This window comes from Leptospira limi (assembly GCF_026151395.1).
GTDB classification, from domain to species: Bacteria; Spirochaetota; Leptospiria; order Leptospirales; family Leptospiraceae; genus Leptospira_A; species Leptospira_A limi.
On the sequence record NZ_JAMQPV010000001.1, the window covers coordinates 2,376,163 to 2,401,011 of the forward strand.

Genomic DNA, 24,849 nt, shown 5'->3' on the forward strand with positions numbered 1-24,849 from the left:
AAATCAAAAAAGGTTCGTTAGGCGATAAAAAAGTTTTACGAGTTTTTTCTTTGGAAGGAAACAAAAACTCTTTTTGTGCCTTAAAACGATATAGGCACAATTGAATTGTTTAATCTCCTGTTTTGAGAATGGATAAAAAGGCTTCTTGTGGGATTTCCACGTTTCCGATTTGTTTCATTCTCTTTTTTCCTTCTTTTTGTTTTTCGAGGAGTTTTTTCTTACGAGAAATATCACCACCGTAACATTTTGCGGTTACGTTTTTGCGAAGGGCAGAGATACTTTCACGAGCCACTACTTTTGACCCTATGGCAGCTTGTAAAGGGATCATAAATTGGTGTCGAGGGATGAGGTCTTTTAGTTTTTCAATGATGACCCTACCCCTTTCCTCTGCCTTGGATTTATGCACAATGGAAGATAGTGCATCCACTGGTTCCCCATTCACAAGGATGTCCATTCGCACAAGTTTCGAATCACGGTAACCCACTTCTTCATAATCAAGTGAGGCATAACCTTTTGTGTAGGATTTTAACTTGTCATAAAATTCGAAGATCAATTCCGCTAAGGGAAGTTCGTAGGTTAATTGCAGTTTGTCTTTGGATAAGTAAACTGTATCCATGTGGATCCCACGTTTTTCAATCACGAGGGACATGATATTTCCCACATAGGATTCGGGAGCAATGATTGTCGCTTTGACAAAGGGTTCTTCCGATTTTCCAATGAGAATGGGGTCTGGCCATTTACTCGGGTTATCCACTTCGATCACTTCGTCTTTGGTTGTGGTTATGCGAAATTTTACCGATGGAGCCGTTGTGATGAGGGCAAGGTTAAATTCCCTTTCCAAACGTTCTTGTACGATCTCCATATGAAGGAGGCCAAGATAACCAACGCGGAAACCAAATCCCAGCGCTGCAGAATTTTCCCTTTCAAAGGTGAGAGCAGAGTCATTTAACTTTAGTTTCTCGATAGCATCAACCAGGGCATCAAAGTCTTCCCCATTGATGGGAAATAGTCCTGCAAATACCATTGGTTTTGCGTCTTTAAAACCTTTTACGTCTTCTGCGGTTTGGCGATTGGCATGAGTAATGGTATCTCCCGTTTTGGCATCTCCCATTTTTTTCATACCGGCGACGACATACCCTACATCCCCTGCTTGGAGTTCTTCGCAAGCCACCATAGAGAGTCTGTTGATCCCCACTTCCGTCACCGTAAACTGGCGACCAATGTTCATCATGTGAATCATTTCTCCTTTACGAAGTTTTCCGTCATATAACCGAACTTTGGCGACAACACCCATGTAGGTATCAAAAAAGGAATCGTAAATAAGAGCTTTGAGTGGAGCATCCACATCCCCAACCGGTGGTGGAAGTAGGTAACAAATGGCTTCGAGTACTTCCTGGACATTTAGTCCTGTTTTTGCTGATATCGGAATTGCCTCTTCTGGATTCAGGCCAAGTGACTCTTCGATCATCAGTTTACATTTATCAATGTCTGCAGAAGGAAGATCAATTTTATTGATGACAGGGATGATGCGAAGGTCTAGGTCCATCGCGAGATATAAGTTAGCAAGTGTTTGTGCTTCGACCCCTTGGCTTGCATCTACAATGAGAAGAACCCCTTCACAAGCAGCAAGAGAACGTGACACTTCGTACGTAAAGTCGACGTGGCCCGGAGTATCAATTAAATTTAGGTGGTAGACGTTTCCGTCTTTGGCATGGTAATCAAAAGAAGCATTGTTTGCTTTGATCGTGATCCCACGTTCCCTTTCGATGTCCATGGAATCGAGGATTTGGTCTTTTTTGGTACGTTGGTCCGTAACAAGACCAATCTCAAGCAAACGATCCGCCAGAGTGGACTTTCCATGGTCGACATGGGCGATGATGGAAAAATTGCGGGTGAATTTTTGGCGTTCGTTCACGGTTCCCTCTTCTTTTTAAGTCATTTTCCTGGAACGAGGCTCTTTGTCGAAAAAGTTTATTGTCAGAGGCTTAAAATTCCTAAGACTGGAAGGAAATTATCCCTTAGGAGAAACAATTCCCGATGTCCCAAAAAGATAGCATTCGTTCCGTCAAAGCCCGTGAAATTATGGATTCCAGAGGAAATCCAACCGTTGAAGTGGACGTCACTTTGGAAGACGGTTCGTTTGGTCGTGCGGCGGTTCCCTCTGGGGCATCCACTGGTGAACACGAAGCTGTTGAACTTCGTGACGGTGACAAAAAAAGATACTCTGGAAAAGGAGTACTCAAAGCAGTCGATAACGTTAATTCTAAAATTTCAAAATCCATTCTTGGTCTCTCTGCGACAAACCAACTCCTCGTTGATGGAACGATGATCTCTCTCGATGGAACTTCCAATAAATCGAAGTTAGGTGCCAATGCAATTTTAGGTGTGTCAATGGCAGTTGCAAAAGCAGCGGCAGCACATTCTGGCCTTCCTCTCTATCGTTATATCGGAGGGACTTTTGCTCGTGAACTTCCAGTTCCGATGATGAACATCATCAATGGTGGAGCTCATGCTGATAACAACATCGACTTCCAAGAATTTATGATCCTACCAGTGTCTGCTCCTAACTTTCGTGAGGCACTTCGTATGGGTGCGGAAGTGTTCCATAGCTTAAAAACAGTGTTAAAGGGCAAAGGACTCAACACTGCGGTTGGTGATGAAGGTGGATTTGCTCCGAACCTGACAAGCAATAGCGAAGCCATCGAAGTGATCCTCACTGCGATTGAAAAAGCTGGGTACAAACCAGACCTCGATATCAAAATTGGTCTCGATTGTGCTGCTTCTGAGTTTTATGATGAGAAAAAGAAAAAGTATGTTCTCAAAGCCGAAAAAAAACCAGAGAAGACTGCCGAAGAACTCGTAGAATACTACTCAAATTTAGTGTCCAAGTATCCGATCATTACCATGGAAGACGGTCTGGATGAAAACGATTGGACAGGCTGGAAAAAACTTTCCGAGAAACTGGGGAAAAAGATCCAACTTGTGGGGGATGATTTGTTCGTAACCAATATCACAAAACTCTCAAAAGGGATCGAAAAAGGGATTGGTAACTCCATTCTCATCAAAGTGAACCAAATTGGAACTCTCACAGAGACCCTCAGTGCGATTGAAATGGCAAAAAAAGCACAGTACACTGCTGTTGTGTCCCATAGATCAGGAGAAACCGAAGATGCAACGATTTCCCATATTGCCGTGGCGACCAACTCAGGCCAGATCAAAACGGGTTCCTTAAGCAGAACGGACAGAATTGCAAAATACAACGAACTCCTTCGTATCGAAGAAGAACTCGGGAAAAATGCAACATACAGCGGAGTGGGTACGTTTTACAACCTAAGATAAAATGACAGCAACCAAAGCCTCTCTTCTCTTAACCTATGTTTGTGCTTGTCTCTACCTCGGACTTTTGTCCGAGTCAGGGGTTGCGGAACGTATGCGTTTAGAAAAAGAACTCACGAATCTCAATGCAGAGGTGGAGAGGCTTGTGGTTGAAAACCAAGGGCTGGAAGAAAAGGAAAGGTTACTCAAAAATGATGCCTATGCCTTGGAACAAGAAGCCCGAAAGTACTACTTACTTTCAGAAACAGCACATGTGCTAAAATTTGAAGAATTTCCAGAGAAAACTGGTGCCAAACCAAAGGCTCTTCCTACTTCCATCCGTGAAGCGGGTTTAGGTGGCGAGTGGAAAGAACCACCTCTCTTTTTGTTACGATTCTTTTTTATTTCTTTTAGTGTTTTCCTGATTCTAGGTGTGTACTACAAGCTGAAACGCTTGCCTCATACGTCTAACCAGAAAAGACTGAACTAATATGCCAGAAGAAGAAACACCAGAAAAAGAAATCACCGAAACCATCCAAGACCTCATTAGCGACAAAAACATGGGAAAGAAGTTCCTGGAAAAACGGAAAATCTTTCTCTGGGGTCCTGTCACTGACGAATCCTCCAAGGAACTAACAGCCAAACTCATGTATTTAGAGATGGTTGATCCTGGAAAACCAATTACATTTTATATCAATAGCCCTGGTGGTGTTGTCACCTCAGGACTTGTCGTGTATGACACGATGCAAATGATTTCCTCTCCCGTACACACAGTTTGTATGGGTATGGCAGCTTCAATGGGATCCATTCTCCTCATTGGTGGCAAAAAAGGAAATCGTTACATATGGCCTAATGGTCGTGTGATGATCCACCAACCATCGATTGGTGGGCAAATCCAAGCTCCTGCAACGGATTTACTCATCCATGCACAGGACATAGTCAAAACCAAAGAAAAACTCAATCAGATGTTAGCGGAAGCTTGTGGAAAATCCTACGAACAATTGGTGGAAGACACTGATCGCGATTATTATATGGATGCAGAACAAGCACTTGCTTATGGCATCGTTGATAAGATCGTAAACACAATTGACGTCGTCTAACAAAGAGTTTAAACCTAGAAGATTTTTAGAAGGTCGTCACCTTCAAACTGTCTACAATGTACTGTTTCCTCCGGACAATGCACTGGAGGATGAGTATTATTCAGAAAGTATCCTCATTCCCACAAACGATGGGTCTGGGGATATACTTTGGCTTGAACACAACCCCCCTCTTTCCCAAATCCGAAAACACGCTTCTGCTTGGAATGGATCCTACATCATGCTCGTACATGGTATGGAAGGAAGTTCCGAATCCCATTATATGGTAAGTGTGGGAAAGGAAGCTCTTAACCGAGGTTATGGGGTGATTCGTATGAACCTTCGGAATTGTGGGAGAGGTTTAGGCCTTGCAAGAAAGCCATATAATGCTGGTCAGTCGGAAGATATCGAAGCAGTATTGAAATATATTTATAAACATTTTTCGAGATCCATTTTGGTTTCAGGGTTTTCCTTATCCGCCAATATGGTCTTAAAGTTTTTTGGAGAAAAAAGAGAACATTACGCCAAAGCCTTTACGGCAACTTCTCCTCCCCTAGACTTAAAACGGAGTTGTGATTTTATTGATTCTCGTGCTGGGAATTTTTACAGAGATCACTTTTTGGAAACAATGAAAGAAAAGGTTTCCGCAGGGATCTATGATTTGACTGAAAAACAGAAGGAACAGGTCCTTCGTAGTAAGTCGTTTTTTGATTTTGATGATTTTTTTACGGCACCAATCTCTGGTTATACGAATGTTTTGGAATATTACAATATTTGTTCCAGTTTAAAATACTTACCAGGGATCAAACTCCCTGGACTCATTGTCCATGCGGATGATGATCCCGTTGTACCTTCCGAAGTTTGGCATGAAATTCGTTGGAAGTCATTTCCCATGTTACAAACTGTTCTAACAGAAAAAGGTGGTCATGTGGGTTATATCAGCGATCCATCTCCCGATAATCCAGAAGGTCGCTGGTTACCCAAGATACTTCTCGATTTTTTTGATTCCAAAATCTAATCTCATTAAATAATACAATAGAACGTAGGATGGTTTGTGATGCGTGACCTTTTAAAAGAATGTTTATCGGAAGAATCTGGGTTTGTTGAATTACGATACCACCACAAAGAAAGTCGTTCCTTTTTTGCAGAACGAGGGCGTGTGGAATCCACTGCTTTACGGAAACGTACTGGGGTTGGAGTTCGGGTATTAGAATCAGGAACTTGGGGTTTTGCTTCTACAAGTGAAGTCACAAAAGCTTCCATCCAAAATGCGATCCAAATCGCAAAAAAAGCAGCTAGGCTTTCCTCTGCCCTTCGTAAAGATAAGATCCCGAATTTACCAAAGGCTAATTTTGCCGTTGGTGACTTTATTGGAAAAGGGATAGAAGACTTCCGTTCTCGTTCTGTGGAAGAAAAATTGAAAATGGTCCTCGATATCCAAAACGAAGCGGCTAAACAATCCACCAAACTCCAGTCAGTTGGTTGTGGGTATTCTGAAATTTATGAAGAAAAAGCCATTGTCACAACAGACGGGGCAGATAGTTTTTTTAGTTTGGTAAGACCAGAATTTCGAGTTTCTGCAGTTGCCAAAGAAGATGGAAAATTGGAATCAGGTTCTCATTCAATCGGTGTCACAGGTGGTTGGGACTGTTTGTTCCGGAGCCAATCCCCTTCTCAAATTTCGGAGGAAGCCTGTAAAACCGCTGTGGATTTACTTTCCAGTGAACTCCCGCTAGGCGGGTTATCCACTGTCATCCTCAGTCCTTCCATTGTGGGACTACTTGTCCATGAAGCAATTGGACACACCGTGGAGGCTGATTTTGTTCTCTCAGGTTCTGTTGCCCAAGGGAAAATTGGCCACCGAGTTGGATCCGACTTAGTGACGTTATGTGATTCTGGTTCCTCAGAATTTTATGAAGGAGCTGGTGGAACCATCCCTGTGGATGATGAAGGTGTGATTCCAACCAATACTGTCATAATCAAAAATGGAATTCTTTCCTCCTATCTTCATAACCGTGAAACTGCAGAACGTTTTGGTGTGGCACCAACTGGTTCGGCAAGAGCTTGGGAATATGGAGATGTTCCTCTCATTCGTATGCGGAATACATTTTTACTCCCTGGAGATTCTAGCTTAGAAGAGATGATTGCAAACACCAAAGATGGGTATTACCTAGATGGAGCTAAAAATGGCCAAGCAGATGCGACTGGTGAGTTTATGTTCGCCGTTCAAAAAGCATATCGAATCCAAAACGGAAAAATCACGAATTTATTAAAAGGTGTAACTGTTTCGGGTCTTGCTTTTGATGTTTTACAAAATGTAGATATGGTTTCCAAAGAATTTAAATGGGATTTGGGATCGGGCCACTGCGGGAAAGGACAACCTGCAAAAGTGGATGCCGGTGGACCTTATGTTCGCACGAAAGTTTTATTAGGTGGTAAATAATGGATCGTGGTGCGATAGAAAAACGATTAAACGACCAAAAAGATTTACTTACCAATTTGATTTCGAAAGCCAAGTCCAATGGAATGGAACAAGTAGAGATTTATTCCAGTTATGGTTATTCAGAGGATGTGAGTTTAGAAAAAAACGATCTTAATAACTGTACTGCAACCGAAGAAAATATGTTTGGGATCCGTGTGATCCATGAAGGAAACCAAGGGTTTCTCATTTCCAATCACATCCCTAGTTTGTATACATCCATTGAAGAAGCATATCAATTGGCAAAAAGCCAGTCCACACCTGATCTGGATTTAGTTTTACCAGAAGTAAGACAACTCACAAATCAATTTGATACTTATGATAGTTCCCTTGATACGATGGGAATTGAAGACCTCGTTTCCTTTGCCAAAGAGGCACTAGGTTGGCGAAGTGATTTGTATGATAAAATCAACATTGACTCCGGTGATTTTTCGCTTAGCAAAGGTTATAAGTTAATTGTATCTTCTAAAGGTGTGATGGCCCATGAATTAGGGGCAGAACTTTCAGCATCTGTTATGGGGATGGGTGTGGATGGAGATCTCGTTGGAAGTTTTGACTATGATTCTGCTAGTGGTTTCACAAAAGACCAATTCCAGACACTTTGGAAAAAAGCGTTCCATAATTTTGGAGATAAATGTATGGGAGCCTTGTATGCAAAACCAACAACTGGATTCCAAGGTAAAGTTTTACTCCCACCAGATGCCGTTTATTCCTTTTTCCTTGGGCTTTTTATTGGTTCCTTGAATGGAACTAGTTTACGAAAAGGGAAATCAAAAATGGCTGGGAAAATAGGAGAAAAAGTAGCCTCTTCGTTACTGTCCATTTGGGATGATCCAACGAACAAAGGTTTCATGGGATCGACTGGATTTGACAGAGAAGGAATGCCTACTACTTTCAAAAAAGTCTTAACGGAAGGAGTTCTTGAATCTTATTTTTATAATACATATGAAGCTAAAAAAGCGAAACTTCCTTTTTCCAATGGATGCGCAACTGGCGGTGCCCAAAGCCTCCCAGGTTGTGGGCCAAAACAATTACAAATCGCTCCAGGAAATACAAACAAAGATGAGTTTTTTAAACTGCCAGGCAAAACACTTTTTGTGAATCGAATCTCAGGCACAAAAGATGGAGCATCGGGAGATTTTTCTGGTGTTGTTAAAGGTGGTTACCTCTTAGAAGGGGGTGAAAAAATTCCAGTACGCGAAGTTCAAATTGTAGGAAATGCATTTGATGCTTTAAATCAAATTGAAGCGATTGCAAAAGAGGGAGAACTCATTGGCGAATCGTCATTTGTTCCTTATATGTTACTCGATGGATTTACGATTACAGGTGTGATGGAAAACTAACCATGCCACAAGAGATTTTAGAAAGACCTGCCGGTGCTTCATTTTTTCTCATCGTATCTTACGAGAATGAAGATACACTGTTTGAATTAAAAATTTTAAGCGAAAAACGTTTTTCTAAAATACTCTATGAGTCATTAGTATTGCCCAGATGGATTCCGGATGAATCAGAACGAGAGTTCGCTTATCCTGGTCGTTTTACAAAGGTATTGTCTTTCAAACAACGGATCCATAGAGAAGAAATTGTTGAGAAAAAGAAAGACAGTTTGGAATTCCAAAACCTCCTCCAAAAAAAAGATTTAAGTACTTTGTTGGTTCCTGGGTATGTTACTTCACATAACATTGTGATTGCGAAGTCAAAGGATGATTTCCACCGCATGTATTTATTCCAAGGTGTTTATGCGGAAACAGTGTATCATTTTTCTAGAGGGATACTACAACCCCTACCTTCTACTCAGAATTATTTCAAAGAAAAAGAGGTAGTTTATTTTTTTAACACTCTCAGGGAATCGTATGAGTTTAACAAATTTAAATCTTAACCAATCAAATTCGATTTGGAACAAATCACATTTTCCCTCTACTCTGATTCTAGCTCTTTTGTTTTTATCCCAATGCATTTTGTCAGAGGACAAGGGATTTCAGTTTTGCGATAATTTTAATGATGAACTGAAGTGTATAGAACCAAAAACGGAAAATGATATCGTTTTTTTGGATCAAACTAAATTCAAAAAAGAAAATCCAACGTATGAAGATTTTGGCAATTTTCTCTATTTTACAGCCAGAGAAACACCAGGGTTTCGACTGGTTTTAGATTCACCATGGAACGGTAAAACGTCAGAAGAGTTTCGTAGTGGATACAATGCTTATTTAGTGTATGGCAATGCAAAAGAAAGAATGGAAGGGAATTCTTTCCAACCAAAAACTGTGGTTTCCTTTCATTATTTAGGTGCCTTGTTAAAAGAAGAATTTCGCCATATCGGGATTGCGAAAAATCCATTCCAAATCGAAGCCTTAGGCCCTATCGTTTTGACTTATATTGTGGAAATACCTGGTAAAGAACCGATTTCCAAAGTAAGGACGATCCAACTCCGATGGAAACCGTAACGTCTTACCTTTATTTCTGAATGTACAATCCATTTGGATCAAAGAAAAAATCCATAGGTGTATAATCCAAATATAACAATGATAATACGGAAAGGGAAATCGCTCCTACGACAGGAATCAGGAGATTGTCATCTACTAAACCCTTGGCTGTAGTGTTGGAAAAAAACTCTGTAACACAAGAGAGAAGAACCGACACAAAAACGATCACGATGGGAGTCCAAGTAAATCCATGGTGGTCATACAAAGAGATAAAACTTTCAGGATGAGATTTTGTGATGAGATACAAAACAAAAACGGAAAAGATTAAAGCTGGAATCAAAAATCCAAATACACCTTCAATGGATTTTCCATTGTAAAAACGGTGTTTGCCATATTTACTTCCCACATAAGCAGCAAATGGATCTCCTATGACTAAAAATAGAATTGCGAGGATTGCTACTTCCGCTGGAAAAAAACAAACAACGATTAGATTGGCAAGAAAATAAGGAACTGTCCCATTAAATCGTTTCCTTTCAGATTCTTTCATAAGAAAACCAAAATACCGATAAAAAAACGCTTCAAATCCGCTATGGCTCAAACGAAACAATTCCAATAGAAAAAGTGCTAAAAGGAAAATGCCAAGCGAAGTTACAAGGATGGCTCGTGTGGCATAAACAAGTCCAAATGCATCTCGGAATGGTTCTAAGTATAAAGTAACTGGAATGATGAGTCCCAATACATGCCAAATTTTACGAAAAAAATTAAATCCTGAACTCATTGTGTTTTACCTACTGGGTCTGGAAGCCATTTTGAATGCAGCTTCCTCATTATTTGCGATGGGGAATAAATTGCGAACACCTGCCATAAGAAATGCCTGTCTTACACTTAACGGAAGGTTGATGAGAATGATTTTGTGTTTTTGTAAAAATGCTTCTTCATTTAATGTTTTGAAGGCAACAATGCCTTGGGTTGTGACCATGTTCAGTTCCTCTAAATCGAGAATCACTGACCCATGTTTTAAGGAATTGGTGACCGATTTGATGCACTTTTCCGCTGTGAAGTTGTTTAGATTTCCTTGTAATTTGGTTACGTAAACGGTATCAATTTTTTCAGTGGACACTACTAAATCGTCTAAACTCATAAATTTTTCTAATTTTCTTATTTCATTCTTGCACTCTATTGCAAGTAAATAAAAGTTTTGGAAGGAAGTGTGTTTTGAAGGTAACTGTTGCTCATCTCTACAAAAAACTGGAAGAACTCGACCGTGATGTTGTGGAATTAAAAAAACTCACCGACAGGCTTGCTACTGACAGAGAATATTCTCCTATCTTAAAAGAAACATTTTTATCGGAAATGTCGAAATTAGAAGACCAAAAGGCAGAGATTTTAGGCCTAAACATTGAAAAACAAGGAACATCGGTCCATTCTTTAAAGGCAAAAACAACTGACACTCGCAGTACAGAAGTCACTAAAAAAGAAATCAACGTTACCTTTCCTCCTGAACCGAAAAAACCTGACCGACCTGTTCGCAAATATTAATTGATTTAAAGACTGTAAAAGACAAGGAACCCCAATGATTCGAAACAAACTAATACATCGAGTGATGTTACTCGGTTTAATTCTCCTGCCCCTGATCAATTGTGCAAAGGATTCTGAAATCCTAGCTACGTTCGATGGTGGGACTGTAACTCGAAGAGAGATGAATTTTGTAATTGAAGCTTCAAAACGTGGCAACACGGAACCACAACCCATTAGCGCCGACATCCAAGCCAAAATATTAGAAAGTATCGCCTTGGAAAAAATTTTACTAAAAGATGCAATCAAAGCAAATAAAGTCTCTGAAGCAGATGTAACTAAAATTGAATCGTTAGTAAGAGATTTCTTAAAGCTCAATGTTTATATGCGTGAATATGTAAAAAATGGTTTAAAATCAAAACCATTAGAATTTATCAATTTACAACTTGCTTTAGTCCGTGGTGAAGATGAGGCAGAGAATTTGAAAAAAGCCCAAGATCTTGCCAATCGTTTGAACACTCTATCAGACAAAGAAGTTGCTATCGAAATCGCAAAAGTTACTGATGATATGACTAGAAAACCAATTGGTGGAAAATTAGAACCTTTCTGCACCAATTGTGCAGAGACTCCACTCGAAGACATTTTAAGTGAAGTTAGAGGTGTAAAACAAGGTAAATTCATTGCCTACGCAAAACAAGGCGAAGGAAGAATTGCATACGTAGTACGTTCTCTAGGAACGGAAAAAGTACATCCGGAAAGACTTCGTAAGTATTTTACATCAGTATTTGATGCATACAAAGAAGAAGCAATCGAATATGGTAAAACCCATGAAGACGCAGAAACCAAAGCAAGTATTGCATACTTTACAGAAGGTGAATCTGCTGATAAAGCAAACCAGTTTGCATCTCATACAATGAAAGAGTATGAGCAAGGTTTGTACCAAAAAGAACTTAAAAAAATCACAGAAGAAAGTGGAATCACTGTAGCAAACCTTCCTCGATTTACTGGTCCAGATGATGTGGATCCAAAAGTATTCACTCCAGAATATAGCCTATACTCAAGTAAAGATGGGAAAAGTTATACTTGGAAAGATTTAACTGCTGATTTTGATGCAATCCCTTCCCAACTCAAACAAGAATACAAAACGGAAAAAGCAAAAACTTGGGATATGCTGAACCTTTTCCAATCTACGATCCTCCAAGGAAAAATTGCTGAAACTTCCAAAAGAGTGCAAAAGGTAGATAGTGAAATTGGTTACTTAATGCAATTGGATAAAATGAAAGTGAGTTTGGCATTAAAATCGCTTCAAGATGAGATCAAAGCCATCCCTGTAACGGTAACAGAAGCACAAATGCGTGATGCCTATGAAGCTGGAAAATTATATGCTTATTCTGACCAAGATCCAAAAAATCCACAAAATCGAATTCCAAAGCCGTATGCAGCTGTAAGAGAACGAATTAAATCAGAAATGGAAGGTTCACAACGAAATTCGTTCATTGAACAAAAAGTTTCAGGCCTAAAAACTACTTATAACTTAGTGATCGCAAGTGATCGACTAAAAGAAGTTACACTATAGATCCCACCAAGTTTTGGAATATGGCAAAATTTTTTTATTGAATTTTGCCATATTTGACATATTTTGACTGTTAGGGGGGATAAATGAACAATCACATTTACATGCTTCGAAAGAAGAGAGGCATCAAACAGTACGATATGGCAAGGGCTCTGGGGGTATCTCCGAGTTATCTTTCCAAAATTGAGACTGGTGCCCAAGATCCGACTGAAAAATTTAAGTCATCTTGTGCCAAGTATCTCAAAACGTCCGTTGATAAACTCTTTAACGAAAGCGCTGTGGAAGACATCTACCCTGAGTTTTCCAATGGATTGAAAAACAAACTTTGGGCAGTTCGACGTGAGTTAGGAATCAAACAATATGATTTCGCAAAGAAATTAAAAGTTTCGACTCCGTTCCTGTCAAAAGTGGAACTTGGACTTTTAGAACCACCAGAAGATTTTAAGAACCTGGTATCTAAAGTTCTCAAAATGGAAAAAAACGAGCTTTTTTTAGGCTAAATTGAAAATCACCAAAGCAAGGCTTCCAAAAGCCTTGCTTTTTCTCCCACCAAAACAAAAAGATTTTGTCACATAATTCCTAAACCATTCAATAGTCCCTGATGAAAGAGAGACAAGCGGAACACCAAGATGGTTGGGCCAGTCGAGTCGGTTTAATTTTAGCTGTTGCCAGTGGAGCCATAGGGCTTGGAAATTTTTTACGTTTCCCTGGACAAGCAGCACAAAACGGTGGTGGCGCCTTCATGGTCCCTTACATCATCAGTTTTCTGTTACTGGGGATCCCTGTTTGTTTGGCAGAATGGACGATGGGAAGAATGGGTGGAAAACATGGTCATAGTACGCCTTTCATCTTTCGCGAATACTTGAAAGGATTCCCTCTCAAACTTTCAGGTACCATTGGAGTCATGATTCCAGTCATGATTTATGTGTACTATGTATTCATCGAATCTTGGTGTTTAGCATACGCTTATTATTTCTTAACAGGCCAAATGTCATTATCTGCAACCACAAGGGATGGTATGACAATAGAAGCCTCTTCCTTTTTTATGAATCTGACTGGTGCTGGCGAAAATGGTTCTAGTTTCCAATCACCCATCCTCATTTTCTTTTTGATCTGTGTATTGTTTAATTTTTTACTCGTTTACCGTGGCCTTTCAAAAGGTCTAGAGGCGTTTGCAAAAATTGCAATGCCACTCATGGGAATCTGCGCCACAATCATCTTAGTCAGAGTTCTCACAATCCCTGGAATTGAACAGGGACTTGCCGTTATGTGGAATCCAGATTGGTCTAAACTTACCGAACCAAAAGTTTGGATCAGTGCTGCCGGGCAAATTTTCTTTTCCTTATCAACAGGATTTGGGATTGCACTTGTATTCTCTAGTTTTCTTAAGAAAAAAGACGATGTTGTTTTATCCAGTTTGTCTTCTGCTTCGCTCAATGAGTTCGCAGAAGTTGTGTTTGGTGGAATGATTACAATTCCAGTGGCATTTTTATTTTTAGGCATACAGGCAACTTCTTTTGGTACCTTTGGAATGGGATTTATTGCATTACCATCTGTTTTTGGGATGATGCCTGGAGGGAATTTTTTTGGAGGGCTTTGGTTTTTAGTCCTTTTCCTTGCCGCCATTACTTCTTCGGTTACGATGTTACAACCTGGTATCTTATTTTTAGAAGAAGGATACCGTATTGGAAGGCGCAAGTCATCCCTACTCCTTTTCCTTTTTACATTTGTTTTGTGTTTACCCATCGTATACTTCAATAAAGATTTTGCCGCATTGGATATTGCTGATTTTTATATTGGAACCATTATGATATATATTTTGGCATCCATTCAAATCTTCATCTTTGTCTTTAAGATTGGTGTGGACAGAGGAGAGGCGGATGCCAATGAAGGAAGTCTCATTCCATTTCCCAAACTCATCAAATTTGTTCTGAAATACATCACTCCATGGTTTTTACTTTTTATCTTTGTATCCTTTTGTTATATGAACTTACCTGAATACTTGGATAAGATGAATCCTGAGGTCATGGGTCTCCTGGCAGAAAACAAAGGTCAAAATGTAGATGATGCAAAAACAAAAGCAATTGTGGCAAGGTCAGTTGTGATAGGTCTGATACTCATATATGGTTTTATTTATTTATTGGTTTCAAAAGCACTCGATTCTAGACATGAAAAGGTTACAAAATGAACACTGCAGTTGAGCTCAATTGGCAAGGGATGATGATCATGGCAGTATCTTTAATTTCTGTGACAAGTTTAACGATTGTTTGTGTTGTACTTTTGTTTCGTAATAGGCATTAACGTTTGGACGTAAATTCGGTTTTTACAAAACAACTTCCAAAACTTTGGAAGGATTATGAAGTTCGAAAAGAACAGATGGAAATGTCCGAAGCCATTGAGTCTGCCTTCAACCAAGGATCCAATTGGGTGATCGAAGCAGGTACGGGTGTTGGAAAATCTTTGGCGTATCTCATCCCAAGTGCTTTGTTTTCCTTGGAAAATGAATGTACTGTCGTAGTCTCAACGGAAACTAAATCCTTACAGGACCAATTATTGTACAAAGACATTCCTCTAGTTTCGGAAGCACTTGGTGTTCCGATCAATGCAATGGTTGCTTTAGGGGCCAGTAATTATTTATGCAAACGTAAATACAATCGAGTGATGGAACGTGGGGATTTTGGACCAGAAATGGAATCGTCAATTTCTTACTTCGTCAATTGGGAGAAACAAACGGAAAGTGGTATTCGTGCTGAATATGATGGGTTTTTATCGAATTCCTTCTGGTCATCGGTAGCAAGAGAGTCTGACAATTGTTTGGGGAGAAATTGTCCCAATTTTAGTTCCTCCTATTATTTTTTAGAAAAGGAAAAATGGAAAAAAGCAAATATCTTAATTGTAAACCACCATTTACTCGCAAGTCATTTGGCTGGAGATTTTAAGTTATTACCACCATTTTCTCAATTGGTGATTGATGAAGCCCATGTGTTTCCTGAAATTGTTGGCAAAGCATTTGGTTCAGAAATTCGATACGAGCTGATTCTAAATCTTCTCCATTATTTATATTATCCAGAAAAAAGAACAGGCCTTGTCTTAAAAATTAAATCGAATGAAAAAATCATAAAACAAATTGAAGCAAGTATCGGTTATGCGAATGATTTTTTTCGTATGTTACTGTCTGCGATTCCTTTGCAGTTTAATCAATTTGCCACTCGCCATACGGAGCGAATCAAACTTGATAATGGTGCTTTGGAAGATACATTGGCGGATCTTTCCTCAAGTTTAGAATCCCTGTTATCTAAATACAAAAAAGATAGTGATGATATGGAAGAAAAGGAACTTGCTCTAGGCCTTGAGATGGTTTCAGGAAACTTAAAAAAAGCCTCTTCCTTTCTCACTGATTTCCGATTGAAAACAAATCCAAACTTAGTGTTTTGGATCGAACCTCCTTCGCAAGTGACAAAAGATCCATTTTACTATTTGTTTTCCCAACCTAAAAATACTGACGAGATACTAGCAAATACATTGTTCCCTAATATGGATTCCGTTGTGTTAACCTCAGCAACTCTTTCGCCAACTGCTGGTAATTTTCAGTATTTTTTGAAAGAAGTAGGAACTAGTGATGTGAAAACAAAAACGCTAAGTTCTCCATTTCAATATAATACTCATTCCCTCTTATTTGTTCCCAAACAAATTGCAGATCCAGTTTCAGATCCCAAACGAAATAAAACAGATTTATCCTATTGGATCACTCGATTGTTAAAACTTTCCGAAGGAGATGCTTTTGTTCTATTTACTTCCAATAAACTCCTTTCGGAACTTTACGAAGAAATTCGAAACTTAGTTCCCTATCCTATTTTTGCTCAAACGGAAATGGGGCCAATTGCCGCCAAACGTGAGTTTCTTGCGAATCAGAATAGTGTTTTATTTGGAGTGTCGAGTTTTTGGCAAGGTGTGGATATCAAAGGAGATAAACTCAGGAATGTGATTGTCACAAAACTTCCTTTCCAAGTACCCACAGAACCAGTTTTACAGGCAAAAATGGAAGATATGGAAAAAAAAGGGAAAAGCCCTTTCTGGGAAATGCAAGTTCCAAAAACATGTTTGTTACTCCGCCAAGGGTTTGGAAGGCTTATCCGATCCCAATCTGACACGGGTATGGTGAGTATCCTCGATCCAAGGATTCATACAAAATCCTATGGAAAAAACGTCTTGCAAAGTTTACCGAAAGGGGTTCCTCTCATAACGGAATTTAACGAATTGGAAAGAAAATTCCATTTATTGCCGAAGTGATTTGTATGAAACGAATTGTAACAATTTTCATTTCTCTTCTAATTGTCTCTGCCACTCTTCTTTCGAAACCAATTGTGGATAAGGATATTTATGCCTCAGTTGTCAATTGGACTGACCAGATCATCGTTTCTAGTGTCAAAGAAACCATTCCCAAAATTGTTTTTGATGAGGATGATCCAGAATTTTCTGGCAAAAATACAGCAACGAGCCAAGGCAAAGCACATTCCATGGCGCGTAAAAAAGCTAAAGAAAAACTAAAAGTGCGACTGAGCCAACGTTTAGAATCTCTTTTGTTCAATGCTGACTATACAATTTTTGAATACACCCAAGTGAACCAACAAGCCAGGTTACGTCTCAATTCTTACATTGGTGCAGAAAAAGAAGAATATGATTTCCAATTTGTCAAAAATGTTTTGGAAGCAAAAGCAAGCCTCCCGATCAAAGGGAAAGATGGAATCCTCGCTCACATTCCAATTGAATATGGAACTGAAAAAGTCCCTGAGTTTAGTGAAGAGATGATCCCTGTAGAATTTTCTGGGCTTGTTGTGGATGCTAGGCATTTAACAGTCAAACGAGCGTTATTTCCAAAAATCCAAACGGATCGAGGGCTTGATGTTTACTCACCCTTGTATGTAAAAGAAGCGTACGCAATTGAAACCGGCTATATCGTTTATAGAGAAGACCAAAATGGAAAGGCGTATGAGATGAAGGTGGGAAAAAATCCTTATTTTGTACTCGCTTTGTCCACAGCAGGGAAAAACCAAACTGATTTGATCATCCCAACTGACGAGGCGGCAAAACTCCTTAGCCACCCCGAAACTCGCAAGAATATTACACGTTGCAGAGTTTTGATTTTAGTTTCTCAGTGAGAGACAAAAACATTTTTTCTGCTTTTCCATATTCACCGTTAAACAAATAAGCAAAACCCATATCCTCTAAGTCTTTATGAGCCAGAGAACCTGATTTTTTTTCTAATTCAGTGATGTTTCGATAAACGGAATCATACATCTTACGTTTTTCCTCAAAACTAGGTAGGTTTAGTTTGTTAGGAATGTTTTCAAAGATGAGATTGGCTTCTTTGTGTCGGTCCAAAAAGAGTAATGCCATTCCAACCAGTTTATGGATATCTGAATCATTTAAGAGTTTCATATTGTCACGAAACACTTTGATCACTTCATCATATCGTTTTAAGTAATAACTACAAATTAATTCTTCTTTGATAAAGGAAAGATCGTTCCATTGTTTTTTATAACGAACGATTATATTTTTTGCATCTTCATACGCTTCTGCTCGGAAGTAAATTTTAATCGCAGTTTGAATGATAGAAAAACAAAGAGGATTGGTTTGTGTTTGGAAGTATAAATTTAAGTTTTTACAAGCTTCCCCATTTTTCCCCAATTCAAAATTTTGAATGGCATCTACGAGAGGTGCTAAATTGGAAATCCCTTTGGGTGCCTGAACCATTGCCCGTCCAGTGAGCTCGTAAAGTGCTAAATAACTTAGATGTTGCACATAAAAATTGTCAGGATGGCGTTTTGCAAGCACCACAACATCTTCGTTGGAACCTACCTCATATAAATCCCAAGCTTCTTTTTCGACTGATGTAGTTAAAACTTGGGTTGCTTGTTGTGCCATAAGGTACCTCTCTTTCTATAAAAGGATCGGTCTTATGGCATTTTTTCCGTTAAAAAAATTATGGTGTTAATCGGTAAATCATTCTAGGGAAAGGAATACACTCTCGGATATGTGGTAATCCACAAACCCAAGCAATCACCCGTTCTAGACCCATCCCAAAACCTGCGTGTGGGACCGATCCATACTTCCTTAGGTCCAAATACCAGGAATAATCTTCCGGTGGTAGGCCTTCTTCTTTGAGCCGTTCCACAATTTTGTCGTAAGACTCTTCCCTTTCTGACCCTCCTATGATTTCACCAATTCCGTCTGGTGCAATTAAGTCAGCAGAGAGAACTGTCCTTGGGTCACTAGGGTTTTGTTTCATATAAAAAGCTTTGATGGCTCTCGGGAAATTTTGGATGAAGATGGCTGTACCAAAATGAGTGGTTAAGATTTGTTCCCTTTCGGCATTGATGTCTTCCCCCCATTCGATATTTTCTCCTGCCTCTTTTAGGATTAGGATGGCATCTCCATATTCCACTCGGGGGAAAGGTTTCTCTAGGGTTTGGAGGAGAGGTAGAGGGTCTCGTTCGAGAGTCTTTAAATCTTCTATTGTGCGTTCAATGGTGGTTTTTAATACTGATTTTACAAATCGCTCTTGTAAGTCCAGGTTCCCATGATGCCCAAGGAAGGCAGTTTCTGCTTCCACCATCCAAAATTCGGTTAAGTGGCGTTTGGTTTTACTTTTTTCAGCACGGAATGTGGGACCAAAACAATACACTTTCGAGTGAGCAAACGCTGCGGTTTCCAAATACAATTGGCCTGTTTGTGCTAAATACGCTTGGCCTAAATCGAAATATTCGGTGGAAAATAAGGTTCCTGCAGATTCACCGATGGATCCAGTCAAAATGGGTGTGTCAATGAGCGTATAGCCATCGTTACGGAAAAATTCGCGGATCGCAAATGACAATTCAGACCTGACCCTTTGGATGGCAAGTTGCCGTTTGGATCGTAACCACAAATGCCTATGGTTATGTAAAAAATCGGGTCCATGATCTTTCGGAGTGATAGGATAATCGGAAGATGCACCTACAACAGTAAAAGAGGAAAGAGTGAGCTCTCGACCACCAGGTGCTTTTTCATTCTCCTGCCAGTTCCCATGGACGATAAGCGAAGTTTCTTGGGGTAAACTTTTGATTTGTTTGAAGAGATCCTCCCCCAGGGATTCCTTTTCACAGACCACTTGTAGGATTTTTCCATTGGTCCTGAGTTGTAAAAATTGTACGTGGTTATTGCCTCGAAGGCCTTGTACCCAACCTTGTAAAGGAAGGGATTCGTCAGACATGGTAGGATGGGATGAATTTGGATCTAAACTTGGAATCATGGATGGTTTTTTCTGTTTGCCAGTTCAATTTTCTCTGAAATTTTGAACTTACAGAATGAAATCTAGCATCCTATTAGACGGTAAAGCGATTTCCGAAAAAATCCGAAATCGAATCCAAGAAACATTAGCAAAAGCGAAAGCAGAAGGTAAGGGAATTCCTACCCTTGCCACCATCCTTGTTGGGAATAACCCTGCATCCGAAACCTATGTCAATATGAAGGTGAAAGCCTGTGAAAAAGTAGGAATGAATTCGCGTTACATTCGTTTGAAAGAAGAAACTACCACCGAAGAGCTCTTAGACGAAATTCGTAAATTAAATTCTGATCCATCGATCAATGGGATTTTATTACAACACCCAGTTCCCCATCAAATTGATGAACGTAAGGCTTTTGATGCAATTGCATTAGAAAAAGATGTAGATGGTGTGACAACGGTTTCCTTTGGAAATTTATCTATGAATGGTGAGGCTTACTATCCGTGCACTCCGTACGGTATGGTTCTACTTTTGCAAGAATATGGAATTGATGTTACAGGGAAACATGCAGTGGTTGTAGGAAGATCACCAATTTTAGGGAAACCTATGGCGATTATGTTAACCAATTTGAACGCTACTGTCACCCTTTGCCATTCCAAAACTAAAAATTTACCTGATCTAGTCAAACAAGCTGATATCATCGTTGGTGCTGTGGGCAAACCTGAATTTATCAAAGCAGATTGGATAAAAGATGGCGCAGTGATTTTGGATGCTGGGTATAACGTTGGTAATGTGGGGGATATCGAAGTTTCAAAAGCAAAAGATAAATCTTCCTACTACACTCCTGTTCCTGGTGGTGTAGGTCCTATGACCATTTCCGTTCTTCTTTTACAGACTATGTATAGTTTTTTAGGTCAATTTTCTCCTAAGTTGGATTCTCATGCCACAAACCGTTAGTTTTGACGAATGTTTTCAAACAATTCCAAAACTAGATCCACCAAGTGATTTAGATAGTTTTTGGAAATCAGGGATAGGTGAACTCAAAAAAGTTCCGATCAAAGCTACTTATAAAACAGTTTTAAAGGGTTCTTTCATCTGGGAATCTTTGAATGATATCAGTTTTCAAAGTATCGACAATCATGTGTTACATGGAAAATTAGCAATCCCAAGAAAACGTGGGGATCGTCCTGTTGTCGTTTATTTTCACGATTATCTTGCGGTTCCAGAGGAAATCCAAAAAGGATATTCTGATTTGGGTGTTGCCCAACTTCATATCACATTACGTGGGCATGGCGAAGAAATGATCCAAATTCCGGTAGATCCGACAACTGGTAAATCGCCGATTGGATGGACTCCCAATTATTTTGCCCATGGCCTTGACCAAAAAGAAGAGTTTTATATGAGAAAACTCTATTTAGATGTGATACGTACGATAGAATTTCTAAGACTTTCTGATGGAATCGATGGTGATCAAATTATTCTCCATGGTAAATCACTGGGATCCGCTTTGGCTGTGTTTGGTGCGGCTTATTCTGATCGTATCAAAGGACTTATTTTAGAAACACCTTCATTTTGTTATATTGATAAGGAACAAATGTCCTTAAAAGGAAATCCTTGGGTGCGAGAACTCACTCCATTTTTTGAGAAACGAGCCACCAAAAAAATAGATTATAAAAAAGAATTATCATATTTTGATGCGATGAATTTTGCAAAAAAAATAAAAATTCCTGCCCTATTTTCTTGTGGAATGGAAGACCAAATCTCCCATCCAAAATCAACATTTGCACTATTCAATCATATGAACTGTGATAAACGAATGCAGTTATATCCAACAGAAGGAAACGAAGCTGGAAAAGAAAAACAACCACAAGCGAATTTAGAATTCGTAAAAGAAATTTTTGCCTTATGAGTTTGATTCCTTTTGTCTTTTTAAATACAAAATCTGGAAAAAAAGAACCTTTTGTTCCCAAGGATCCTAATTCAGTGTCCATCTATTCATGTGGACCAACAGTTTATAATTTTGCTCATATAGGGAATATAAGATCATTTTTATTCGTAGATATCTTGCGTCGTTCCCTTTTGTTAGGTGGCTATAAGTTAAATCAGTCAATGAATATTACTGACATTGATGATAAAATCATTAATGAATCCATAAAACGTAACATCAGTGTGGAAGAGTTTACAAAACCTTGGACGGAAGAGTTTTTTAAAGATTTATCAACGTTACAAGTTCAAACTCTGGAACATTATCCCAAAGCGACAGAATCCATTGAGGATATGGTGTCTCTAGTCGAAACTTTACAATCGAATGGCTTAGTCTACGAACGAGAAGGAAATGTTTATTTTTCCATTCAGAAGTTCAATCGATATGGTGAGTTGTCAAAAATTGATGTATCTGGAATGAAATCTGGCGTTCGTTATGATGCGGATGAATACGAAAAAGACGATGTGAGAGATTTTGTATTGTGGAAAAACCAGAAAACAAAGGACGAAAAATGTTGGCATACTCGATTAGGTACGGGTAGGCCTGGTTGGCACCTAGAATGTTCTGCCATGATTCGCAAAATTTATGGTTCTGGGATTGACATTCATACTGGTGGAATTGATTTACTCTTCCCTCACCATGAAAACGAATTCGCACAAACAACAGGTGCGTATCCAAATGAGGAGTTTGTAGGAACTTGGCTTCACTGCGAACACTTATTAGTTGATGGTGAAAAGATGTCAAAGAGTAAGGGAAATTTTTATACCTTACGCGATATTCTAGAAAAAGGATACGAGCCAAAAGTCATTCGTTTTCATTTAATATCAGCTCATTATAGAAGTAAGTTAAATTTTTCTTTGGCGAAATTGGAAGAATCGAAAGTTTCTTTAGACAGAATTCAAAATACAATCTATCGATTATTGGACAGTGGCTCATTATGGAATTTGATTCCAAATGATGGTAAAAATTTAGTTTTTTCCTTACCTGAAATAACCAAACTCAATGATGATTTTTTAAATGCTTTAGCAGATGATCTCAATGTCCCCAAGGCACTTGCGATTCTTCATGAACTTGTACGAATTGTAAACCAAACACTAGACCAAACTAAAATAGAGAATGTAAATCTTTTTTATGAAGAAGCTCTTCGTTTGTTTTTGAAAATGAATGAACTATTTGCGGTATTTTCATTTGAAAAACCAAAGGCGAATTTGGAAGGAATTTCTGAAGAGTGGGTTTTGGAACAAATCGAAAATCGAAAATTAGCAAAACAGAATAAAGATTTTGTTACTGCTGACAATATACGAAAAGAGTTGGAAAACAAAGGCATCCTTCTCGCTGACACAAAAGAAGGAATCACAACATGGAAAAAAGCCCCGTAGAAATACTTTTTGGGAAACGAAATTTTTTTGAATTTTTAGAATCACTGGAACAAATGGCTCCCGAACGAGGCATTAAAACCATTCGGGAAGTCATTGTCAAAGATGGAATTGGAAATGAAGAAAAACATAGGATCAAATCGTATTTACCCAATTCTGTAAAATTCACAACTGTCTCAAGCAGAGAACTTGATCGAATAGCCCAAGATAAAAATCACCAAGGGTATGTGATCATCCGTACAAAACAAAAATCGTTTACATCACTCGGTTTTGAACAATTTAAACAAAACATCCAACCAAACGAAGGTCCCATTTTGATCTTAGATCGTATCCAAGACCCAGGCAATTTAGGTAATCTTTTACGTACGGCTGAATGTATGGGAGTAAAACATGTGTTAATGTCAGATAGGGACACGTCCCCTATTACTCCTGTTGTTGAAAAAGTATCTGCTGGTGCAATTCACCATATCCAAATTTATAGAGTTGCAAATTTAAAACATGGAATTGAATTTCTAAAGAAAAATGAATACTGGATTCTTGCCACTGATGAAGAAGGTGAAGAAGAGATTTGGGAAAATTTACCTGATGTTTCTCAAATGGCTGTGATCATGGGGAATGAAGGAGAGGGAGTCAAAAGAATTTTACTTGAAGATGCAGATTATGTAGCTAGAATCCCTTTATATGGCGCGGTTACTTCGCTCAATGTGGTAGTTGCTTGTGGAATTACCTTGGATAGACTACATCATGTTTCGCAATAAGCGAATCATCGGATTTTTTTTATTTTTCATTATCTCAATCATTACATTTCAATCTTGTTTATATGATTTCTATAGGAAAGAATTTGTTTCTGAGAAAGACAAAAACGAAGATGTTTTGTTGCTTGCCTTACTTGGACTTCTGCCAAATCCCAATCAAAAATTATTTGGATTTATCCCAGGAAGTTCAAGGACTTTAGAAAATTCCCAATTTGTATCCGTTGACTTGTATCCAAAGGCCAATGCCAAAAAAATTATTTTAGTTCATGGTTGGAATCCTGCCGAAAGAGATTCTGATCCGATTACAAACGATGAGAAAAAAATTCAGAATATAAAAAATACATTCTCTAATGGACTCATTCACTACCAAGAAGGAAGGGATTCTGCAAAATCAGAATTTGATTTGTACGTATATACCTATCGAACTTCAAACAGTATTTTAGTGAATGGTAAACAGTTTTACGCCACTTTACGTGCCAGTTTTGTTGATACTGATTCCGTTTATATTGTAGCTCATTCCATGGGGGGGCTTGTGACTCGAGTCGCTCTAGCGAAAGAAACTGGAGATTTACCCTTTGTACGTTTGGTTGTCACTCTTGCCAGTCCGCAATACGGATCACCTTTTGCTACAAATAACTTTTTAGGTTCAAATCCTTTTGTAAATGAACTAGGTACTTATTTAGTAGAAACTCAAGGTGGGCAGGAACTTGCGTATACCAACCAAGGCAATTTACAACCAGTCTTGTCTGGTGCCACAAATCTTGTATTAGATGCTTTGAATGATTCATACCTTAAATCAGGTTTTAATAATAAGTTTATCAGTTTTGCAGGGGTCTTAAGTAGCTGTAGTGTTGGCGAAACATTTTATTATAACACAGGATGTAACCTACTATCCAATGCTGGATTTACTCAATCAGACGGAATCGTTCCTGTCAATAGCGCAAGGATTGGAAACCTCAGTACCAAACAAATCAATGTAGCTGATTGTGATCATTCCATGATGGCATTCCAGACAATCAATATTGATGATACAAAAAGCCGGAATTTATTCTCTCAGGTAATCACTGAGATTCGAAATCACCCATAATGAA

24 protein-coding genes are annotated in these 24,849 nt (G+C 38.9%); 19 read left to right on the forward strand and 5 right to left on the reverse strand.

The window, feature by feature from the left end:
• Nucleotides 1–109 precede the first annotated feature (109 nt).
• Nucleotides 110–1,915 carry a translation elongation factor 4 gene (gene lepA, locus ND812_RS11000; RefSeq protein WP_265375484.1) on the reverse strand — a complete coding sequence of 602 codons (1,806 nt, stop codon included), beginning with the start codon at nucleotides 1,913–1,915 and terminating at the stop codon, nucleotides 110–112.
• Nucleotides 1,916–2,037: 122 nt separating this feature from the next.
• Here lepA and eno point away from each other — a divergent pair, with 122 nt between their 5' ends.
• From eno to ND812_RS11040, 8 genes are read left to right on the forward strand one after another with little or no spacing between them, the layout of a single operon-like run.
• Nucleotides 2,038–3,339: a phosphopyruvate hydratase gene (gene eno / locus ND812_RS11005; RefSeq protein WP_108959100.1), complete on the forward strand. Its 1,302-nt coding sequence runs from the start codon at nucleotides 2,038–2,040 to the stop codon at nucleotides 3,337–3,339.
• A gap of 1 nt (nucleotide 3,340) precedes the next feature.
• The gene (locus ND812_RS11010) at nucleotides 3,341–3,805 is read left to right on the forward strand and encodes an FtsB family cell division protein (protein WP_265357939.1); all 465 of its coding nucleotides are present in this window, start codon (nucleotides 3,341–3,343) and stop codon (nucleotides 3,803–3,805) included.
• 1 nt (nucleotide 3,806) lies between these two features.
• Nucleotides 3,807–4,415, forward strand: coding sequence for a ClpP family protease (locus tag ND812_RS11015; protein ID WP_100717015.1), 609 nt, complete (start codon nucleotides 3,807–3,809; stop codon nucleotides 4,413–4,415).
• Nucleotides 4,402–5,409 carry a YheT family hydrolase gene (locus ND812_RS11020; RefSeq protein ID WP_265375485.1) on the forward strand — a complete coding sequence of 336 codons (1,008 nt, stop codon included), beginning with the start codon at nucleotides 4,402–4,404 and terminating at the stop codon, nucleotides 5,407–5,409. The genes ND812_RS11015 and ND812_RS11020 overlap by 14 nt, the downstream gene beginning before the upstream one ends.
• A gap of 39 nt (nucleotides 5,410–5,448) precedes the next feature.
• Nucleotides 5,449–6,834, forward strand: coding sequence for a TldD/PmbA family protein (locus ND812_RS11025; RefSeq protein ID WP_265375486.1), 1,386 nt, complete (start codon nucleotides 5,449–5,451; stop codon nucleotides 6,832–6,834).
• Entirely contained in the window at nucleotides 6,834–8,213 is a 1,380-nt protein-coding gene (locus tag ND812_RS11030; protein WP_265375487.1) for a TldD/PmbA family protein, read from the forward strand. The genes ND812_RS11025 and ND812_RS11030 overlap by 1 nt, the downstream gene beginning before the upstream one ends.
• A gap of 2 nt (nucleotides 8,214–8,215) precedes the next feature.
• Nucleotides 8,216–8,749 carry a DUF4416 family protein gene (locus ND812_RS11035; protein WP_265375488.1) on the forward strand — a complete coding sequence of 178 codons (534 nt, stop codon included), beginning with the start codon at nucleotides 8,216–8,218 and terminating at the stop codon, nucleotides 8,747–8,749.
• The gene (locus ND812_RS11040) at nucleotides 8,724–9,314 is read left to right on the forward strand and encodes a hypothetical protein (RefSeq protein WP_265375489.1); all 591 of its coding nucleotides are present in this window, start codon (nucleotides 8,724–8,726) and stop codon (nucleotides 9,312–9,314) included. Before ND812_RS11035 ends, ND812_RS11040 begins: the two co-directional genes overlap by 26 nt.
• Nucleotides 9,315–9,324: 10 nt before the next feature.
• On the opposite strand, the gene ND812_RS11045 is transcribed toward ND812_RS11040, so the two are convergent.
• Nucleotides 9,325–10,071 carry a diacylglycerol/polyprenol kinase family protein gene (locus ND812_RS11045; RefSeq protein ID WP_265375490.1) on the reverse strand — a complete coding sequence of 249 codons (747 nt, stop codon included), beginning with the start codon at nucleotides 10,069–10,071 and terminating at the stop codon, nucleotides 9,325–9,327.
• A gap of 6 nt (nucleotides 10,072–10,077) precedes the next feature.
• Nucleotides 10,078–10,434 carry an STAS domain-containing protein gene (locus ND812_RS11050; RefSeq protein WP_015678196.1) on the reverse strand — a complete coding sequence of 119 codons (357 nt, stop codon included), beginning with the start codon at nucleotides 10,432–10,434 and terminating at the stop codon, nucleotides 10,078–10,080.
• A gap of 74 nt (nucleotides 10,435–10,508) precedes the next feature.
• Between ND812_RS11050 and ND812_RS11055 the strand changes: the two genes are divergently transcribed.
• The 6 genes from ND812_RS11055 to ND812_RS11080 all read left to right on the forward strand — a co-directional run bounded on the left by ND812_RS11055 (nucleotide 10,509) and on the right by ND812_RS11080 (nucleotide 17,540).
• On the forward strand, nucleotides 10,509–10,832 hold the full coding sequence (locus tag ND812_RS11055) for a hypothetical protein (RefSeq protein WP_265375491.1): 324 nt from the start codon (nucleotides 10,509–10,511) through the stop codon (nucleotides 10,830–10,832).
• Nucleotides 10,833–10,866: 34 nt separating this feature from the next.
• The gene (locus tag ND812_RS11060; RefSeq protein ID WP_265375492.1) at nucleotides 10,867–12,384 is read left to right on the forward strand and encodes an LIC12015 family putative lipoprotein; all 1,518 of its coding nucleotides are present in this window, start codon (nucleotides 10,867–10,869) and stop codon (nucleotides 12,382–12,384) included.
• A 101-nt stretch (nucleotides 12,385–12,485) separates the two neighbouring features.
• Complete coding sequence (locus ND812_RS11065) at nucleotides 12,486–12,881, forward strand: helix-turn-helix domain-containing protein (RefSeq protein ID WP_015678327.1); 396 nt, start codon at nucleotides 12,486–12,488, stop codon at nucleotides 12,879–12,881.
• 101 nt (nucleotides 12,882–12,982) lie between these two features.
• Entirely contained in the window at nucleotides 12,983–14,569 is a 1,587-nt protein-coding gene (locus ND812_RS11070; protein ID WP_265375493.1) for a sodium:neurotransmitter symporter family protein, read from the forward strand.
• A 116-nt stretch (nucleotides 14,570–14,685) separates the two neighbouring features.
• Nucleotides 14,686–16,671 (forward strand): ATP-dependent DNA helicase, encoded by a 1,986-nt coding sequence (locus tag ND812_RS11075; protein WP_265375494.1) that lies wholly within the window; start codon nucleotides 14,686–14,688, stop codon nucleotides 16,669–16,671.
• A 5-nt stretch (nucleotides 16,672–16,676) separates the two neighbouring features.
• Complete coding sequence (locus ND812_RS11080; protein WP_265375495.1) at nucleotides 16,677–17,540, forward strand: hypothetical protein; 864 nt, start codon at nucleotides 16,677–16,679, stop codon at nucleotides 17,538–17,540.
• Here ND812_RS11080 and ND812_RS11085 read toward each other — a convergent pair.
• Together ND812_RS11085 and asnS are read right to left on the reverse strand one after the other, a co-directional pair.
• Nucleotides 17,503–18,306 (reverse strand): hypothetical protein, encoded by an 804-nt coding sequence (locus tag ND812_RS11085; RefSeq protein WP_265375496.1) that lies wholly within the window; start codon nucleotides 18,304–18,306, stop codon nucleotides 17,503–17,505. The genes ND812_RS11080 and ND812_RS11085 overlap by 38 nt on opposite strands.
• A gap of 58 nt (nucleotides 18,307–18,364) precedes the next feature.
• Complete coding sequence (gene asnS, locus ND812_RS11090) at nucleotides 18,365–19,669, reverse strand: asparagine--tRNA ligase (protein ID WP_265375497.1); 1,305 nt, start codon at nucleotides 19,667–19,669, stop codon at nucleotides 18,365–18,367.
• 55 nt (nucleotides 19,670–19,724) lie between these two features.
• Here asnS and folD point away from each other — a divergent pair, with 55 nt between their 5' ends.
• Genes folD through ND812_RS11115 form a run of 5 tightly spaced genes read left to right on the forward strand, consistent with a single transcriptional unit; the run spans nucleotide 19,725 to nucleotide 24,845 of the window.
• Nucleotides 19,725–20,600 carry a bifunctional methylenetetrahydrofolate dehydrogenase/methenyltetrahydrofolate cyclohydrolase FolD gene (gene folD / locus ND812_RS11095; RefSeq protein ID WP_265375498.1) on the forward strand — a complete coding sequence of 292 codons (876 nt, stop codon included), beginning with the start codon at nucleotides 19,725–19,727 and terminating at the stop codon, nucleotides 20,598–20,600.
• Nucleotides 20,584–21,552 carry an acetylxylan esterase gene (locus ND812_RS11100; protein WP_265375499.1) on the forward strand — a complete coding sequence of 323 codons (969 nt, stop codon included), beginning with the start codon at nucleotides 20,584–20,586 and terminating at the stop codon, nucleotides 21,550–21,552. Before folD ends, ND812_RS11100 begins: the two co-directional genes overlap by 17 nt.
• Nucleotides 21,553–21,554: 2 nt before the next feature.
• Nucleotides 21,555–23,006, forward strand: a complete 1,452-nt coding sequence (gene cysS, locus ND812_RS11105; protein WP_265375949.1) for a cysteine--tRNA ligase — start codon at nucleotides 21,555–21,557, stop codon at nucleotides 23,004–23,006.
• Nucleotides 22,988–23,761 (forward strand): 23S rRNA (guanosine(2251)-2'-O)-methyltransferase RlmB, encoded by a 774-nt coding sequence (gene rlmB / locus ND812_RS11110; RefSeq protein ID WP_108959117.1) that lies wholly within the window; start codon nucleotides 22,988–22,990, stop codon nucleotides 23,759–23,761. The genes cysS and rlmB overlap by 19 nt, the downstream gene beginning before the upstream one ends.
• Nucleotides 23,748–24,845: an esterase/lipase family protein gene (locus ND812_RS11115; protein WP_265375500.1), complete on the forward strand. Its 1,098-nt coding sequence runs from the start codon at nucleotides 23,748–23,750 to the stop codon at nucleotides 24,843–24,845. Before rlmB ends, ND812_RS11115 begins: the two co-directional genes overlap by 14 nt.
• Nucleotides 24,846–24,849 lie beyond the last annotated feature (4 nt).

Excerpts from the sequence above, each read along its gene's own strand:
- ND812_RS11080 (WP_265375495.1), top strand. The coding sequence starts at position 16,677 with ATGAAACGAATTGTAACAATTTTCATTTCTCTTCTAATTGTCTCTGCC.
- ND812_RS11060 (WP_265375492.1), top strand. The coding sequence starts at position 10,867 with ATGATTCGAAACAAACTAATACATCGAGTGATGTTACTCGGTTTAATT.
- ND812_RS11100 (WP_265375499.1), top strand. The coding sequence starts at position 20,584 with ATGCCACAAACCGTTAGTTTTGACGAATGTTTTCAAACAATTCCAAAA.
- rlmB (WP_108959117.1), top strand. The coding sequence starts at position 22,988 with ATGGAAAAAAGCCCCGTAGAAATACTTTTTGGGAAACGAAATTTTTTT.
- ND812_RS11070 (WP_265375493.1), top strand. The coding sequence starts at position 12,983 with ATGAAAGAGAGACAAGCGGAACACCAAGATGGTTGGGCCAGTCGAGTC.
- ND812_RS11115 (WP_265375500.1), top strand. The coding sequence starts at position 23,748 with ATGTTTCGCAATAAGCGAATCATCGGATTTTTTTTATTTTTCATTATC.
- ND812_RS11040 (WP_265375489.1), top strand. The coding sequence starts at position 8,724 with ATGAGTTTAACAAATTTAAATCTTAACCAATCAAATTCGATTTGGAAC.
- ND812_RS11085 (WP_265375496.1), bottom strand. The coding sequence starts at position 18,306 with ATGGCACAACAAGCAACCCAAGTTTTAACTACATCAGTCGAAAAAGAA.
- ND812_RS11030 (WP_265375487.1), top strand. The coding sequence starts at position 6,834 with ATGGATCGTGGTGCGATAGAAAAACGATTAAACGACCAAAAAGATTTA.
- ND812_RS11035 (WP_265375488.1), top strand. The coding sequence starts at position 8,216 with ATGCCACAAGAGATTTTAGAAAGACCTGCCGGTGCTTCATTTTTTCTC.
- ND812_RS11065 (WP_015678327.1), top strand. The coding sequence starts at position 12,486 with ATGCTTCGAAAGAAGAGAGGCATCAAACAGTACGATATGGCAAGGGCT.
- eno (WP_108959100.1), top strand. The coding sequence starts at position 2,038 with ATGTCCCAAAAAGATAGCATTCGTTCCGTCAAAGCCCGTGAAATTATG.
- folD (WP_265375498.1), top strand. The coding sequence starts at position 19,725 with ATGAAATCTAGCATCCTATTAGACGGTAAAGCGATTTCCGAAAAAATC.
- ND812_RS11045 (WP_265375490.1), bottom strand. The coding sequence starts at position 10,071 with ATGAGTTCAGGATTTAATTTTTTTCGTAAAATTTGGCATGTATTGGGA.
- ND812_RS11050 (WP_015678196.1), bottom strand. The coding sequence starts at position 10,434 with ATGAGTTTAGACGATTTAGTAGTGTCCACTGAAAAAATTGATACCGTT.
- ND812_RS11025 (WP_265375486.1), top strand. The coding sequence starts at position 5,449 with ATGCGTGACCTTTTAAAAGAATGTTTATCGGAAGAATCTGGGTTTGTT.
- ND812_RS11015 (WP_100717015.1), top strand. The coding sequence starts at position 3,807 with ATGCCAGAAGAAGAAACACCAGAAAAAGAAATCACCGAAACCATCCAA.
- asnS (WP_265375497.1), bottom strand. The coding sequence starts at position 19,669 with ATGATTCCAAGTTTAGATCCAAATTCATCCCATCCTACCATGTCTGAC.
- ND812_RS11010 (WP_265357939.1), top strand. The coding sequence starts at position 3,341 with ATGACAGCAACCAAAGCCTCTCTTCTCTTAACCTATGTTTGTGCTTGT.